The 15217-nt window shown below is 31.2% G+C and carries 17 protein-coding genes; 15 read left to right on the top strand and 2 right to left on the bottom strand.

Annotation, left to right across the window (positions count from 1 at the left end; genetic code table 11):
* Positions 1-74: 74 nt before the first annotated feature.
* The 6 genes from aroF (at position 75) to pheA (ending at position 6668) form a co-directional block, all read left to right on the top strand.
* On the top strand, positions 75-1088 hold the full coding sequence (gene aroF / locus CLCY_RS03425) for a 3-deoxy-7-phosphoheptulonate synthase (RefSeq protein WP_048569745.1): 1014 nt from the start codon (positions 75-77) through the stop codon (positions 1086-1088).
* 129 nt (positions 1089-1217) lie between these two features.
* Positions 1218-2081, top strand: a complete 864-nt coding sequence (locus CLCY_RS03420; protein WP_082141689.1) for a prephenate dehydrogenase — start codon at positions 1218-1220, stop codon at positions 2079-2081.
* Complete coding sequence (gene aroB / locus CLCY_RS03415) at positions 2074-3141, top strand: 3-dehydroquinate synthase (RefSeq protein WP_048569743.1); 1068 nt, start codon at positions 2074-2076, stop codon at positions 3139-3141. Before CLCY_RS03420 ends, aroB begins: the two co-directional genes overlap by 8 nt.
* 18 nt (positions 3142-3159) lie before the next feature.
* A complete protein-coding gene (gene aroA / locus CLCY_RS03410) occupies positions 3160-4434 on the top strand; it encodes a 3-phosphoshikimate 1-carboxyvinyltransferase (RefSeq protein WP_048569742.1) in 1275 nt (424 codons plus the stop codon).
* Positions 4415-5500 carry a chorismate synthase gene (gene aroC, locus CLCY_RS03405; RefSeq protein ID WP_048569741.1) on the top strand — a complete coding sequence of 362 codons (1086 nt, stop codon included), beginning with the start codon at positions 4415-4417 and terminating at the stop codon, positions 5498-5500. Before aroA ends, aroC begins: the two co-directional genes overlap by 20 nt.
* 10 nt (positions 5501-5510) lie before the next feature.
* Positions 5511-6668, top strand: coding sequence for a prephenate dehydratase (gene pheA / locus CLCY_RS03400; protein WP_048569740.1), 1158 nt, complete (start codon positions 5511-5513; stop codon positions 6666-6668).
* Positions 6669-6809: 141 nt separating this feature from the next.
* Here pheA and CLCY_RS03395 read toward each other — a convergent pair whose 3' ends face one another.
* Entirely contained in the window at positions 6810-7397 is a 588-nt protein-coding gene (locus CLCY_RS03395) for a DUF1836 domain-containing protein (protein ID WP_048569739.1), read from the bottom strand.
* Positions 7398-7681: 284 nt separating this feature from the next.
* On the opposite strand from CLCY_RS03395, the gene CLCY_RS03390 reads away from it, so the two are divergent.
* From CLCY_RS03390 to CLCY_RS03355, 9 genes are all read left to right on the top strand, one after another.
* Positions 7682-8272, top strand: a complete 591-nt coding sequence (locus CLCY_RS03390) for a hypothetical protein (RefSeq protein WP_048569738.1) — start codon at positions 7682-7684, stop codon at positions 8270-8272.
* A gap of 51 nt (positions 8273-8323) precedes the next feature.
* Complete coding sequence (locus CLCY_RS03385; protein ID WP_048569737.1) at positions 8324-8974, top strand: PspA/IM30 family protein; 651 nt, start codon at positions 8324-8326, stop codon at positions 8972-8974.
* 14 nt (positions 8975-8988) lie between these two features.
* Positions 8989-9636 (top strand): hypothetical protein, encoded by a 648-nt coding sequence (locus tag CLCY_RS03380; protein ID WP_048569736.1) that lies wholly within the window; start codon positions 8989-8991, stop codon positions 9634-9636.
* A gap of 54 nt (positions 9637-9690) precedes the next feature.
* Positions 9691-10011 carry a heavy metal-binding domain-containing protein gene (locus CLCY_RS03375; RefSeq protein WP_048569735.1) on the top strand — a complete coding sequence of 107 codons (321 nt, stop codon included), beginning with the start codon at positions 9691-9693 and terminating at the stop codon, positions 10009-10011.
* Positions 10012-10104: 93 nt separating this feature from the next.
* Positions 10105-11100: a flotillin-like protein FloA gene (floA, locus tag CLCY_RS03370; RefSeq protein WP_423230486.1), complete on the top strand. Its 996-nt coding sequence runs from the start codon at positions 10105-10107 to the stop codon at positions 11098-11100.
* Positions 11101-11111: 11 nt separating this feature from the next.
* Positions 11112-11519, top strand: a complete 408-nt coding sequence (locus tag CLCY_RS03365) for a hypothetical protein (RefSeq protein ID WP_048569733.1) — start codon at positions 11112-11114, stop codon at positions 11517-11519.
* A gap of 224 nt (positions 11520-11743) precedes the next feature.
* Entirely contained in the window at positions 11744-12889 is a 1146-nt protein-coding gene (locus tag CLCY_RS03360; RefSeq protein WP_048569732.1) for an HNH endonuclease domain-containing protein, read from the top strand.
* 25 nt (positions 12890-12914) lie between these two features.
* Positions 12915-13040, top strand: a complete 126-nt coding sequence (locus tag CLCY_RS14040) for a hypothetical protein (RefSeq protein ID WP_278336140.1) — start codon at positions 12915-12917, stop codon at positions 13038-13040.
* Between the two features lie 52 nt (positions 13041-13092).
* On the top strand, positions 13093-13977 hold the full coding sequence (locus CLCY_RS03355; protein ID WP_048569731.1) for a CPBP family intramembrane glutamic endopeptidase: 885 nt from the start codon (positions 13093-13095) through the stop codon (positions 13975-13977).
* Positions 13978-14039: 62 nt separating this feature from the next.
* Here the strand turns inward: CLCY_RS03355 and CLCY_RS03350 are convergent, their stop codons facing one another.
* On the bottom strand, positions 14040-15155 hold the full coding sequence (locus tag CLCY_RS03350) for an aminopeptidase (protein ID WP_048569730.1): 1116 nt from the start codon (positions 15153-15155) through the stop codon (positions 14040-14042).
* Positions 15156-15217 lie beyond the last annotated feature (62 nt).

Here is a 15217-nt window from a genome sequence, read left to right as displayed (position 1 = left end):
CTTTTTTATTTATAAAATATTAAAAATGCTTAGCAAGGTTTAAATGTTAAGTATAAAATTTGGAGGTATGTAAAATGATAGTAGTAATTAAACCACAAACAACAAAGGAAGAAATTATGAAACTAAAAGAAAAATTAGAATCACCTTTATGCTCAGTTCAAATAATTGAAGGTGTATCACAAACTATACTAGGAATTGTTGGTGACACAAGTACTATAGATGCTAGTGTAATACAACAAAATAAATGTGTTGAAAAAATATTAAGAGTACAAGAATCATACAAGAGAGCTAATAGAGCATTTCACCCAGAGGATACAGTTATAAAGGTTGGAGATGCACAAATCGGGGGAGATAAATTCTGCATAATGGCAGGACCATGTTCAGTTGAGTCAGAAAGTCAAATCGTTGAAATAGCAAAGTCAGTTAAAGCATCAGGTGCTACAATTCTTCGTGGTGGAGCATTTAAGCCAAGAACATCACCATACGCTTTCCAAGGTCTTGGAATGGAGGGGCTTGACCTACTTAATATAGCAAAGAAGGAAACAGGACTTCCAATAATCACAGAAGTTATGACAACTAAATATGTTGAAGCTGTTGCTGAAAACGCAGATATTATTCAAATAGGTGCAAGAAATATGCAAAACTTCGATCTTCTTAAGGAAGTTGGTAAGACTAGAAAGCCAGTTCTACTAAAAAGAGGTCTTTCAGCTACTATAGAAGAACTTTTAATGTCAGCTGAATACATTATGTCAGAGGGTAATGAACAAGTTATTCTTTGTGAAAGAGGAATAAGAACATTTGAAAACTTCACAAGAAATACATTAGATTTAAGTGCAATACCAGCTATTAAAAAGCTTAGCCACTTACCAGTAGTAGTTGATCCAAGCCACGCAGCAGGACTAAACTGGATGGTAGAACCACTAAGTAAGGCAGCAGTTGCAGTTGGAGCAGATGGATTAATAATCGAAGTTCATAACGATCCTGCTAATGCACTATGTGATGGAAAGCAATCAATAAGACCAGAGGAATTTGAAAGTCTTGTTAAGTCACTAAAAGGAATTGCTGAAATAAATGGTAAGAGAATATAGTATAGACTCCCTTTAAAAAATAAACTTAAAGTTAAGTATATTAAGGGAACTGTCTTAAAAGATAAGAAGTAGTACAGTAGCACAGAAGTAATTGAATAGATAGTTCATTAATTAATTTATGGGGGGATAATGTTGCAGGACTTTAGATTAAACGTATGTATAGTTGGACTAGGACTTATAGGAAGCTCATATGCAAGGGCGCTTAAAAAGTTTACAAAGGGTAAGGTTATAGGACTAGATATAAGCGAAGAAACAATAAAACTTGCAGTAGAAAAAAATATTATAGATGAAGGTTACATTGATCCGGGTCTTGCATTAAAGAATGCAGATATAGTAATTCTAGCAGTATATCCTGACCTAACAGAAAAATTCGTTATCGAGAATATGGATATCTTCAAAAAGGGAGCTGTAATAACCGATAGTGCAGGTATTAAAGGGTCAATAATAAATACCATAAATAAAGCTTTAAGAGATGATTTAGATTTTGTAGGAGGCCATCCTATGGCAGGAAAAGAAGGTTCTGGACTTGAAAATGGCTGTGATAGTATATTTAAAGGTGCAAATTACCTTATAACTCCAACAAAGAGAAATCGAGAAGATAGTATAGTAATAGTTGAGGATATTGCTAGAGCTATAGGGTGTAAAAATATAGTTAGAATATCCCCAGAAGAACATGATAGAATAATAGCTTATACAAGTCATCTTCCACATATTCTTGCTGTAGCATTAGTAAATAGTGATATACTAAATAAAGACACTTCTTTATTTGTAGCTGGAAGTTTTAGAGATGCTACAAGAGTTGCGGATATTAATGCAGGGCTTTGGACAGAGCTTATTATGCAAAATAAAGAATATGTAATAGAACAGCTTAGTATATTTGAAAGTAACATAGCTGAACTAAAGAACTTTATTGCATCAGGAGATAATAGTTCTGTATACTCAAAGCTTGAGGAAGCTAGAGATAAAAAAAGGGGGATTAAGATTTATGTATAAGTTAGGTGTTAGGCTATTTGACCATAGCTATCCTATTTATATAGAAAAGGGGCTATTTGATGAAATTGGAAGCTATATTAAAGATGTAGCTAAAACTAAAAAGATATCAATAGTAACTGATTCTAACGTAGATAGACTTTATGGAGAAAAGTTAGTTGATATTCTTCAAAAAGAAGGCTTTAATATTAAGAAAATAGTTGTTGAGCCAGGTGAGAAAAGTAAATCATTTGCTACATTTGAGAGAGTTCTAAACGAAATGCTTGATTTTTCAATGACTAGAAGTGATCTTATTATAGCTTTTGGTGGTGGGGTTGTAGGTGATTTAACAGGATTTGTTGCATCATCACTACTTCGTGGAGTTGACTTCGTACAGATTCCAACTACACTTTTGTCACAGGTTGATAGTTCTGTAGGTGGAAAGGTTGCTATAAATACTAATTATGGTAAGAATCTAGTTGGGGCTTTTTATCAACCAGTTGGAGTATATATAGACCCAAATCTTTTAAAGACATTAGACCAAAGATATCTTGCTGATGGTATGGCAGAGGTTATTAAATATGGATGTATTAAGGATAAGAATTTATTCTATGACCTTTTAAGCTATAGTGAAAAAGAATTTGATAAAAATATTGAAAAGATTATATATACTTGCTGCAATATTAAAAGAATCGTTGTTGAAAAGGATGAAAAGGATACAGGAGATAGAATGCTTCTAAACTTTGGTCATACAATAGGTCACGCTATAGAAAAATACTTTAATTATGAGTCATTTACCCATGGAGAAGCAGTCGCACTTGGAATGTATATGATAACAAAAACTGCAGAAACATTAGGTGATACATCAATGGGTACATCTGAGGTAATTAAGGAGATACTTAGAAAGTACTCGCTTCCAGTTTTAATTGATTTAAAGGATAGGGATAAGGTACTTAATGCAATAGGTCTAGATAAGAAAAACATAGGAAAGTCTTTGAATATAATACTTTTAAAGGAAGTCGGACAATCATATATTAAGAAGATTCAACTAGAAGAAATCGAAAAGTATATAGAATTTAACTAGATATTAGGAGGGATTTGATTGAGTAGAGTAAAAATAACCCCTAAAAGTTTAACAGGGACAGTTACTATTCCTCCATCTAAGAGTCTTTCACATAGAGCAATAATATGTGCAGCTCTTGCAAATGGAGAAAGTTCTGTTGATAACATAATATTTTCAGATGATATAATAGCAACTTCTAAGGCTATGGAAAGTCTAGGAGTAAAGATGAACATGAAGGATAGTAGTATAGAAATACAAGGAAATGATAGTCTAAAGCTTGTTAATCCAGAAATAGACTGTATAGAATCTGGTTCAACACTTAGATTTATTATACCGATAGCTCTTTTAACTTCAGAAGAAGTAACTTTTAAGGGGAGGGGTAGACTTACTACTAGACCACTAACTACCTATTATAATATCTTTGATAAAGAAGGTATAACATACGATACCCGAAGTGGCCTTCCTTTAAAGGTTAAGGGAAGTCTTAAGCCATCTGTATATGAGGTAGAGGGAAATATTAGCTCTCAATTTATTACAGGGCTTATGTTTACACTTCCTCTTCTTAATGGTGATTCCTCCATTAAGATTATAGGGGAGCTTGAATCAAAGGGATATGTAGATCTTACAATTGATGTTTTAAAGCAATATGGAGTAGAGATACAAAATAATAATTATGAAGAATTTATTATTAAAGGGAACCAAAAGTATAAAGCTCAAAACTATAGAGTTGAGGGAGATTACTCACAGGTGGCATTCTTCATAGTTGCAGGACTTCTTGGAGGAGAGATTACTTGTCTAGACATGAGAGCCGATTCTCTTCAAGGAGATAGAGAGATTATAGATATTGTTCGTACTATGGGAGGACGTGTAGATGTACTTGAAGATAAGATAATTGTTTATCCAAGTAAAACTCATGGAGCAACTATTGATGCATCACAATGTCCAGACCTTGTTCCTATAATTGCAACACTTGCGGCATTAAGTGAAGGAGAAACTAGAATCATAAATGCAGCAAGAGTTAGAATTAAGGAGTCAGATAGATTAGAAGCTATGAGAAGTGAACTTAACAAAATAGGAGCAGATGTTAAGGAAACTCCAGATGGACTTGTTATTAAGGGTAAGTTTTTACTTGATGGTGGAGTAGTTGATGGATGGAATGACCATAGAATAGTAATGGCTATGGCTATGGCATCTATTAGATGTACATCAGATTTAATTATAGAGGGTAGTGAAGCAATTAAAAAATCATACCCAACATTCTTTGAAGACTTTAGAAAACTTGGAGGAAAAGTTGATGAGCTCGATGCTAGGTAGAAAAATTAAAATATCTGTTTTTGGTGAATCTCATGGAGCAGCTATAGGTGTTGTAATTGATTCACTTCCAGCAGGCTTTGAAATAGATCTTGATAAAGTGAACTTTGAAATGAGTAGACGTGCTCCAGGAAAAAGTAAGTTAACTACTGGAAGACAAGAAAAGGATCAATATGAAATAGTAAGTGGATTCTTTGAGGGGAAAACAACAGGAACACCACTTTGTTCAATGATAAGAAATTCAGATACAAGATCAGGTGATTATAGTTTACTTAAAGATATAGTAAGACCAGGACATGCAGACCTTACAGGTAAAATGAGATATCTTGGGGCAAATGACTATAGAGGAGGAGGTCACTTTTCAGGTAGACTTACTGCACCTATAGTATTTGCTGGGGCAGTAGCAAAACAAATCCTAGAAAAAAGAGGAATACATATAGGAAGTCATATCTTATCTCTAGCTGGAGTTAAGGATAAGGAATTTGATCCTATAAATGTAAATATAGATGATATTAAGAATCTAAAGAATATGACTCTTCCTCTACTTGACCCTACAGTTGAAGAAAAGATGAAGGATGAAGTTCTTAAGGCTAGGGAAAACCTAGATTCAGTTGGCGGTATAATTGAAACAGTTGTTTTAAATATGCCAGGTGGAATCGGAAGCCCTATATTCGACTCTGTTGAAAGTGTAATAGCTAGTGGAATGTTTTCAGTACCAGCTGTTAAGGGAGTTGAGTTTGGACGTGGATTCGATATAGCCAGTATGAAGGGTTCAGAAGCAAATGATGAGTATTATTTAGATAATGGAGAAATAAAGACTTATTCTAATAATAATGGTGGAATACTTGGAGGAATCACTAGTGGGGCACCTATATTATTTAAGGTTGCAATTAAGCCAACACCTTCAATTTCAAGACCTCAAAGAAGTGTTAACGTTAGCACAATGGAGGACACTAATCTTGAGATTGTAGGTAGACATGATCCTTGTATTCTACCAAGAGCTGCAGTTGTTGTTGAAGCTGTAACAGCATTATGCATACTAGACTTACTAGCTGTGGAAGAAGTTTAGGAGGGATAATATGTCAGATTTAAAAGAAATCAGAGATGAGATAGACAGAATAGATAATGAGATTATAAAGCTTTTTCAAGACAGAATGGACACCGTTATAAAGGTAGCAGAGTACAAGAAGAAAAATAACTTAGAGGTTTTAAATAGAAAAAGAGAAGAACAAGTCATAGAGAATCATCTAAGTAAAATTGAAAAAGTAGAATATAAAAAAGAAGTTGAAAAATTCCTAAATTCAGTGATGGAAATAAGTAGACAAGCTCAAAGAAAGTTTCTTATAGGAGATATCGATAATACAAGTAGTTTTATATTAGAAGATAAATCAATAGAAATTACAAAGGATACAGTTGTAGGTTTTCAAGGTGTTAAGGGTTCTTACAGTGAAGAAGCTTTATATGTTTACTTTGGAAATAAAGTTAAGACAAAGGCTGTAGCTGAATTCGAAGATCTTTTTAAAGAATTAAATGATAACAAGATTGATTATGGAGTTATTCCAATAGAAAACTCTTCAACAGGTGGAGTCCTTGAGGTATATGACCTTTTAAGTAAGTATGACTTTAGCATGGTTGGAGAAATGTGCATTAAAATAAACCATAGCCTAATAGCTACAAGTGATGCAACATTTGATACTATAACTGAAGTTTATTCACATCCACAGGGACTTAGTCAATGTAGTGAATTTTTAAATGGGTTTAGATGGAGAAGAGTTCCATATACAAATACAGCAAAAAGTGTAGAGTTAGTTAAAGATAGTGCATCAACTTCAATTGCTGCAATAGGAAGTAAAAGAGCTGCAGATATATATGGACTAAAGGTGTTAAAGGAAAATATTAATACTAACAAAACAAATACAACAAGATTCCTAATAGTATCAAGAAAGCCTTATATAGATGAAGCTTGTAATAAAATAAGTATAGTATTTTCAATAGATCATAGAGTTGGATCTTTATACAATGTGCTTAAGTACTTCGCAGAAAATGAAGTAAATATGCTTAAAATAGAGTCAAGGCCTATAAAGGAAAGACCTTGGGAATATGTTTTCTATATAGACTTTGAAGGAAATATTACAAACCCTAAGGTGAAAATTGCACTTGAAAGTATAAAGGATAATACAAATTACTTTAGATTACTTGGTAACTATAAAAAGTGTGAAGGTTATTGTAATTTATAAGTTTTAGAAATAAAGTACAAAAGGCTATTAGAATATAAATAGGTAAATCCTTATATTTTAATAGCCTTTTACTTAGTTTATTAATATCTAATAAATAAGTCTTATTAATTTAAATTAATATAATTTAGAACACGGTCCATATTAATCTCCGTAATTTTCGATTAATTTCTTTACAACCTTTGTAATAACATTTGCTTGTGCAGTAAGAGACATAACAATTAAAAATACTAGGATTCTTTCCTCATCTTTGCCCTTGATATTGTATTCATCAATAAGATTATTAAGAAGTTTTTCATTTAATACTTCATTCTTAGAGAAATCTTTAATAACCTCTGACTGGAAGGATGAAAATGCCTTATATGCATTTTCCCATGAGATAATATCATCTTCAGAGGTGTTTATTTGGTTAAAGGCAAGTTTAAAAACTTTTTTGATTTCTTCCTGTGTAAATAAAGGTCTCATATAACTTATAAGAATAAGTTGAACTAGATGACTTGAGGAGTATCCCCTTTTCTTTCCATCACTAGGTTTTGAGATAACCTCACTTTTAACATAGTTTTGGATTATATTAGTTGTGTACTTTTCGTCTTCAAATTTATCATTTAGATATGATGTAACCTGAGATAAAAAAAGATCATAGCTAGGTATTTCATCATATGAAATAATACTAGACTCTGAAACCTCATTTATAATCTTACTAAGGGAATCTATTGAAAAGTTTTTATCCATGTTATAACCTCCTTTAAAAAATCGATATATTAATTAAGATGTTCTATTAACCAAAAAGTAATGTTTCTATATATATATTATATAGTATGTAAAACCGGTATACAAGTTATTGAAAACCATATAGATATTTTGAAATCTAAAGAAATAATAAGAAAATAAAAGAAAACAAGAGATACCTAAATTCAAACTAGCTATGTGGTATTAAATAACTCATTAAGCGTTATTGGGTAACTTGTTAAGAGTTAATTTATACATTATAATAAATTCATAGAAACGAATCGGAGGTGGCAATTATTAAAAAGCAAGGCTTTATTTTAAAAGTAGCACTTATATTTATATTTACATTTGTTAGCTTAGCAGGATATAGCTTAGACTTAAAAAATTCTACAGTGTATAGTGATGCAAGTGCTAAATCTAGATCATCCTCAGGTGGTTTCAAAAGTTCAAGTTTTAAAAGCTCAAGTAGCTCAAGTAGTTCATGGTTTAGTAGTAAACCTAAAAGTAGTAGCAATTCATCGGGATTCAAATCCGGTGGATTTAAAAGCTCAGGTGGAAGTTCAAGTAAGGGATACAATTCAGGTAGCTTTAAAAGCACAAAGGATGGATCAAGTAGTGGCTATGGCTCAGGAAGTTTTAAAGAGTCAAAAACTCCTAAAGTAGATAGTACACCAAAAACAGATACATCAAAAAATTATAAAAAGGGTAGCTCAAGTGCATATCCAGTACCTATACCAATAGGAGGATATTCACCATTTGGATTTAGGACTATTGGATCATACTATATGATGAAGTATATTGTATCTGCAATAGTAATAACAATTATAGTTATAGCGCTTTATTTAATCTATAGAAAAATGAGAAACAGAAGACATTAAAAATTAATATATAAAAAATAAAAATTTATAGGGTTTAAGGAGGAAAAAATAATGAGTATTTTTAAGAGAGTGTCAAATATTTTTAGATCAAAGGTGAATACTGCACTAGATAGTGTTGAAAACCCAGTTGAACTTCTAGATCAAAAGGTAAGAGATATGGAGGAAAGCCTTAATAAGGCGAAAATATCATCAGCACAAATTCTTGGAAATGTACACGAAACTAAGAAGAAGATGGAAGCAGCTGAGGCTGAGGTTAAGGATTATGATGAAAAAGTAAAGCTTGCATTAAGTAAGGGAAATGAAGAGCTTGCAAAGAAAGCACTTGAAAGAAAGTTAGATGCAGAAAAGAGATTTAATTCACTTAAAGCTACCTATGCTGATGCACAAAAGAAGGCAGATGCTATTAAGGATAAGTTAAGAGATTTAGACACTGAAATAGAAAAAACAAGAAAGTATAGAGATGAAGCAGCTGCAAGATATACAAATGCAGAGGCAAATGAAAAGGTAAATGAAATACTTGCAAATGTTTCAACAAGCTCAAATAAGATAAATCTTGATGATATAGAAAGAAAGATTCAAAAGAAGGAAAGTTATGCAGAAGGTTTAGCAGATCTTAAAACACCTTCTCTTGATGATGAATTTGAAAAGCTAAATGAAATTAATCTTGATGAAGAACTTAAAAAATACAAAGAAAATAATTAGTTAAAGGTGATTTTATGGGAAGAGCTAAGGATTTCATAGAAAAAGAAAAAGATCAGTTAGGTTCTCTTCTTTATAATATAAATGGAGCAATTGCAGAAATTGCTCCTTTTATAGAAGAAGAAACTTTAAGAAATAGAAAGTATTTTTCAAGGGTAGATGCTGCAAATGAACTTCTTAAATATTTAGAGGACAAGTATTATGAAGAAAATAAGGATGGAATACTTGGCTTTTTAAATGATGGAAAGAGGATAGCTGAAGTAGAAAATAAAAAAAATAAATACTCTCTACCTATAAGTCAGCTTGAAAATTGTAGCAAGTGTAAGTGCTTAAGTTGTACTAAAACATGTAGTTTCGATAGTTGTAGTGGATGTAGGGAAGATGCTTTTGTTAAAGAATGTAACAAAGAAAGTTTTAATACAGTATTCTACAATGACTTTATATTAAACCTTACAAGGGATGGAGAAGGTAGTTCTAGATATAATGTCCTTGCAACACTTCAGGATTTAAATAGGGATCAAAAATATATCATTATACAAGAAATAGCAACAGGTGAAAAGTTTATTCTTCATTATTATCCTGGTATATCAGAAAGTGACTATGGTGAGATTACAGACAAGGAAGAGTTTGATTTTATAGTAAATGAATTTGAAAAGATTAGATAGAATTTAAAGGGCTTTGCTATTTTTATTTAATAATTATTTAAGGAGTGTTAAATTATGTTACTAACAACAAGTGGAACAATCGATGGAAAAAGAATAGTAGAATATAAGGGGATTGTATTTGGTGAAGTTGTAACAGGTGTTAATTTCATTAAGGATATAGCTGCAAGTCTTAGAGATATATTTGGTGGAAGAAGTGGAACATACGAAAATGAACTTGTAGGAGCAAGGGAAGATGCCTTAAGAGAATTAGAACAAAGAGCATTAAATATGGGAGCAAATGCTGTTATTGGCGTAAAGGTAGACTATGAAACACTTGGACAACAATCAGGAATGCTAATGGTAACTTGTACAGGAACAGCTGTATATTACGAATAAGAGATTAAGGTATAGGACTTCCTATATTAGGGAATTATACCTTATAAATTATAAAATATGGGGGTAAGAGGTATGGATTTAGGACTAATAGGTATGATAATACTTGGTGTCGTTATTTTTATTGTAGTTGTTACTATTCTTTCCTTAGTTCCACTAGGACTATGGATATCTGCAATAGCTGCAAATGTAAAGGTTGGTTTACTTGATCTTATTGGAATGAAATTAAGACGTGTTCCACCAGCTAAGATAGTTAATCCTTTAATTAAAGCTGTTAAAGGTGGAATAGATACTACTACAGATGCACTAGAAGCTCATTACCTAGCAGGTGGTAATGTAGATAGACTAGTAGATGCATTAATTGCATCACAAAGAGCAGGTATATCACTTAATTTTCAAAGGGCAGCTGCAATAGATCTTGCAGGTCGTGATGTTCTTCAAGCTGTTCAAATGAGTGTTAATCCTAAGGTAATTGAAACTCCAAATGTTTCAGCTGTTGCAAATGACGGTATTGAACTTATAGTAAAGGCGAGAGTTACAGTAAGAGCTAATATAGATAGACTTGTTGGTGGTGCTGGAGAGCAAACCATTATAGCAAGAGTTGGAGAAGGTATTGTTACTACTGTTGGTAGTTCAAAGAGCCATAAGGAAGTTCTTGAGAACCCTGATAAAGTATCAGAAACAGTTCTTAATAAGTCGCTAGATGCAGGAACAGCATTTGAAATTCTTTCAATTGATGTTGCAGATGTTGATATCGGACGTAACATTGGTGCTCAGCTTCAAACGGATCAAGCAGAGGCTGATAAGAGAATAGCACAGGCAAGAGCAGAGGAAAGAAGAGTTATGGGTGTTGCAAGAGAGCAAGAAATGAAGGCTAAGGTTCAAGAAATGAGAGCTAAGGTTGTTGAGTCAGAGGCTGAAGTTCCACTAGCCCTTGCTGAAGCGCTAAGAACAGGTAAAATGGCAGCAATGGACTATTTTAACCTTAAAAATCTAATGGCAGATACTACTATGAGAGAGTCTATAGCTAAGGAAACAAGTACAGAAAATGTTAAAAATGATGATGTAAATAAACAAACTCCTAAAAACTAGGAGGTGATACTATGAGTATTGCATCACTTCTGATAATAATCGGAATAATAGGAAGTATAGTTGAAGCATTTAAAAAAGAAAGTGCAAAAAATAATCAAAATATAAAAAGAAGACCTAAAGTAAATCCTGTTAATAATAAAAGGGATAATACTCCTTTAAATGATTTTGATAATGATTTAATGCACCAAAATGTATATACAGAGGAGACTAAAAATCTAAAGGTTAATAAAAATAAGAGGAAAAAGCCTAAAATAGAGGAAGTCTATGCAGAAGTAAATGACTTAGACAGTAAAAAGTCCTATGAAAACAAAGAGAGTTTTCCTAATGAGAAGAAAAATCCATTTGCATTAACGGATAATCCAGTAACTAATGCAATTATTGCATCAGAGATACTCGGAAAGCCTATGTGTAAAAGATAAAAATAATATATTTATAAGCTGCTGATAAACTGAATTTATCAGCAGTTTTTTATTTAGGTTTCTCAGTATAATAAAAGTTTAATATGTTAATTATTGTTTGAATTTTATTCAATGATAGGATATATTTTGAGTATAAGAAATAATTAACTTAAAAACTAAGTTTTAAAGCTAAATAATAAAATAAATAAACGATTTATAATGTAAATTTGATGAAGGAGAGTTATATGATTAATTTACCAAACTCCCTAAAGGTTGAAAGTTACTTATTAGAGAGAACACTTGATTTTAAGAATTTCTCTACAAGCTATAAGTTATTCTGGTTTAATGGAATTTATAAAGAAATTATATTTGGTAATAAAACAATGTCGTTTAAGAAAATAATAGCAAGAATGGTTGCTACAGCATGGTATCCTGTCATTTATTATAAATTAAACCTAGGATTTCAAGATAAATTAAATCAAATAATTTTATATGTTCATGAAACACTAAAAGTTGGAAGAGAAGAAAATGAGGAATATATTGCTGAATATATCTATAATAGTACTGATAGACAATTGAATAAAATGATAAATACTATAAGTTTGTATGTTCCGTATAGGCTTATACGTCCTTTTTATGAAGAACAAATAAAGTTTAAAGAGAAAATTACTAATAAAAAGATTTCTAACTTAGAAATAAACAATTTAATACAAAAATTAAGTGAAGAAGACTTTACATCGTTATATAGAATAGATAAAAAGAAAAAAGAAATAACAATAAATGATAGTTGGGTTAACTATATAACCTCAAATCAAGCAATAATAAATGGATGGATAAATTTTAAGTTAGTATATTATTTGCAGTTAAGGAATCCAAATGTTCCAGCTATACCTTTTAAGATTTATCCTCCTATTAAGAGGGATCTATCTAAAGCAAAAAACTTTTGGAAATTAGTTATATCACAAAGAAATATTCTAGATTTATATACTAATAAGAGTTTTAATGCTGACAATTTAGAGAAGTATGGAAGTATTAGTGTAGACCACTTTATACCTTGGAGTTTTGTTCTTCATGATGAATTATGGAATCTTGTACCTACTTTTAATAAAATTAATAGTTGTAAAAACAATAAGCTTCCTAAATTAGATTTGTATATTGATAGGTTTTGTGACCTTCAATTTGATGCTTTTAATATAATAAGAAAAGATAAAAAAAACATTAGATATCTAGAAGACTATCTGACAATAAATAAGAAAGTAGATATAAACTTATTGTTACAGGGCAATGTTAATAAAGAAGAATTTACATATTCAATAAAGTCTACTATTATCCCATTGTATCAGATTGCTTATAACCAAGGATATGACATATGGCATAATAATGTATTATAGTTCATCTATACTTAAGGGGGAATATATGGGAAGGGAAGTAGTTCAAGAATTAATAGAAAAACGGGGAAGTCATATAAGCAAGATAAATACAATTCTTAACTTCACAAGGATAAGACGGGTGCCATATATTGGTTATAACAGCTATTTGTAATTATTTTGAAGTTACGGGTAGTAGTTGGAAATTATAAGGGAAGGTATATTAAATGAAACTGGAAAGCATAAAGGGATATAATCCATTATGGGTCGGGATTGGGATATTCTTAATCTGTAATCTATTTAAAGACTTTGAGTACCTTGTTATTAAAACAAATGAAACATTTTTAGATGATAATACATTAAATAAGGTATTTGGAATCCTAGTTATATTTATTGTACTTAAGATTTTTAATTATACTTGGCGAGATATAGGGTTTAAGAAAGAAAAGATTTGGAGTGGTTTTATAGGAGGAACACTTTTAGGAGTTGTTAGTTTTGCTATTACCTATACACTAGAAATTTTATATTTAAGTTCTAATGGAGTAAGTACATCACTTGAATTTTATTCATCTGGTTTTTCGTTAACAGGTAGTATTGTTAGAAACACTGAAATTTCTTTTATAGTACTAACTTTTATAGTTAATTTATTAAATTCATGGATGGAAGAAGGGCTCTTTATAGGGTTATTTGTAAAGCTTTTTAATAAAAGATATAGTATATTTATTGCAACTATTATACAGTCTCTGCTATTTGGATTATGGCATGTAATTCTTCCTATTCAAAGTGTTGTAAATGGAGAGATGACAATTTCTCTTGGAATAATTATGAGTATTGGATATGTATTTATAGCATTTATTATGGGGGCCAAGTGGGGACTTTGTACAATTTATTCAGGTGCTATATGGGTTGCTTTTTTTAACCATATGTTTAATGATTTAATACAAAATCTTATACATGTTGTTACTCCAAATGCTACAGATGAGCTTGAGATAATTAGAATTATTTTTGCTCAGTTTCTATCTTTAGCATTTATTATAATATACGGTGTATATAAAAAGAAAAATAATACTAAAAAATTAGATATTTTAGTAGAAAAGAGAGAAGAGCTATAAAGTTTAATATAAAGGCTTATACTTAAAAGTGATATTCACTATAAAAGTATAAGCCTAATTTATTATTTCAAGTTTTCAGGATTAAGGGCTTCAAGCTCTGGAACTACAAATAGTCCATCACGTCTTACTAGAACATCATCGAAGTAGATATCTCCTCCACCATATTCTGGTCTTTGGATAAATACAAGGTCCCAGTGAATTGATGAATCATTTCCATTACTTGCTTCATCATAGCAACTTCCAGGTGTAAAGTGGATAGAACCTGCTATTTTCTCATCGAATAATGTATCCTTCATAGGTGTTAATATATATGGATTCACTCCAATTGCAAATTCTCCAGCGTATCTTGCACCTTCATCTGTATCAAAGATTTTATTAATTCTTTCTGTATTGTTAGCTGTAGCATTTATTATTTTACCATCTTTAAATTCAAGGCGTATGTTATCAAATGTAAAGCCTTGATATACAGCAGGAGTATTATATGTAATGTATCCATTAACAGAAGTTTTACCAGGTGCTGTAAATACTTCACCATCTGGTATATTCATTTCCCCAGCACACTTTATAGCATTAATATCTTTTATTGAGAAGGTAAGGTCTGTATCCTTTCCTGTTATTCTAACCTTATCTGTTTTATTCATAAGGTTTACTAAATTATCCATTGCCTTAGACATTTTAGAATAATCAAGATTACATACATTAAAGTAAAAGTCCTCAAAACTTTCAGTACTCATGTTAGCAAGCTGTGCCATTGAAGGTGATGGATATCTTAGAACTACCCATTTTGTGTGTGGAACTCTTATTTTTCCATGAACAGGTTCAGAGAAATAAGTTGAGTATAAAGTCATTTTCTCTGATGGCACATCAGAAAGCTCACTTACATTACTTCCTGATCTAATACCTATATAGGCATCCATATCCTTCATTCTAGCTGATTCGTATGAAGCCATCATATCCATTTGTTCCTTAGTTGCACCTATAAGTAGAGCTCTATCGATTGCTTTATCCTTTATAGTTACGAAGGGAATACCACCTGCTTCATATGCTGAGTCTATAAGACATTTTACCAGAGGGTATTCAAGTCCTACAGTTTCTATAAGAATCTTTTCTCCCTTTTGTAATTTGCAAGAGTAGTTAATAAGGTTATCTGCAAGTTTTTTTATACGCATGTCATGCATTTTACCACCTCTTAATAATTAATATCTAAAAATTAGCATAGCATTTAAGTTATTTTTTGTAA

Origin of the sequence: Clostridium cylindrosporum DSM 605 (assembly GCF_001047375.1) — a bacterium.
In the GTDB taxonomy this organism is placed as follows: Bacteria; Bacillota; Clostridia; order Clostridiales; family Caloramatoraceae; genus Clostridium_AB; species Clostridium_AB cylindrosporum.
The sequence above is the reverse complement of the archived record's forward strand: the minus strand, read 5'-3'. Positions and strand labels throughout refer to the sequence as shown.

Excerpts from the sequence above, each read along its gene's own strand:
- pheA (WP_048569740.1), top strand. The coding sequence starts at position 5,511 with ATGTCAGATTTAAAAGAAATCAGAGATGAGATAGACAGAATAGATAAT.
- aroC (WP_048569741.1), top strand. The coding sequence starts at position 4,415 with ATGAGCTCGATGCTAGGTAGAAAAATTAAAATATCTGTTTTTGGTGAA.
- CLCY_RS03385 (WP_048569737.1), top strand. The coding sequence starts at position 8,324 with ATGAGTATTTTTAAGAGAGTGTCAAATATTTTTAGATCAAAGGTGAAT.
- CLCY_RS03350 (WP_048569730.1), bottom strand. The coding sequence starts at position 15,155 with ATGCATGACATGCGTATAAAAAAACTTGCAGATAACCTTATTAACTAC.
- aroF (WP_048569745.1), top strand. The coding sequence starts at position 75 with ATGATAGTAGTAATTAAACCACAAACAACAAAGGAAGAAATTATGAAA.
- CLCY_RS03375 (WP_048569735.1), top strand. The coding sequence starts at position 9,691 with ATGTTACTAACAACAAGTGGAACAATCGATGGAAAAAGAATAGTAGAA.
- CLCY_RS03365 (WP_048569733.1), top strand. The coding sequence starts at position 11,112 with ATGAGTATTGCATCACTTCTGATAATAATCGGAATAATAGGAAGTATA.
- floA (WP_423230486.1), top strand. The coding sequence starts at position 10,105 with ATGATAATACTTGGTGTCGTTATTTTTATTGTAGTTGTTACTATTCTT.
- aroB (WP_048569743.1), top strand. The coding sequence starts at position 2,074 with ATGTATAAGTTAGGTGTTAGGCTATTTGACCATAGCTATCCTATTTAT.
- CLCY_RS03420 (WP_082141689.1), top strand. The coding sequence starts at position 1,218 with ATGTTGCAGGACTTTAGATTAAACGTATGTATAGTTGGACTAGGACTT.
- CLCY_RS14040 (WP_278336140.1), top strand. The coding sequence starts at position 12,915 with ATGGGAAGGGAAGTAGTTCAAGAATTAATAGAAAAACGGGGAAGTCAT.
- CLCY_RS03380 (WP_048569736.1), top strand. The coding sequence starts at position 8,989 with ATGGGAAGAGCTAAGGATTTCATAGAAAAAGAAAAAGATCAGTTAGGT.
- CLCY_RS03355 (WP_048569731.1), top strand. The coding sequence starts at position 13,093 with ATGAAACTGGAAAGCATAAAGGGATATAATCCATTATGGGTCGGGATT.
- CLCY_RS03360 (WP_048569732.1), top strand. The coding sequence starts at position 11,744 with ATGATTAATTTACCAAACTCCCTAAAGGTTGAAAGTTACTTATTAGAG.
- CLCY_RS03395 (WP_048569739.1), bottom strand. The coding sequence starts at position 7,397 with ATGGATAAAAACTTTTCAATAGATTCCCTTAGTAAGATTATAAATGAG.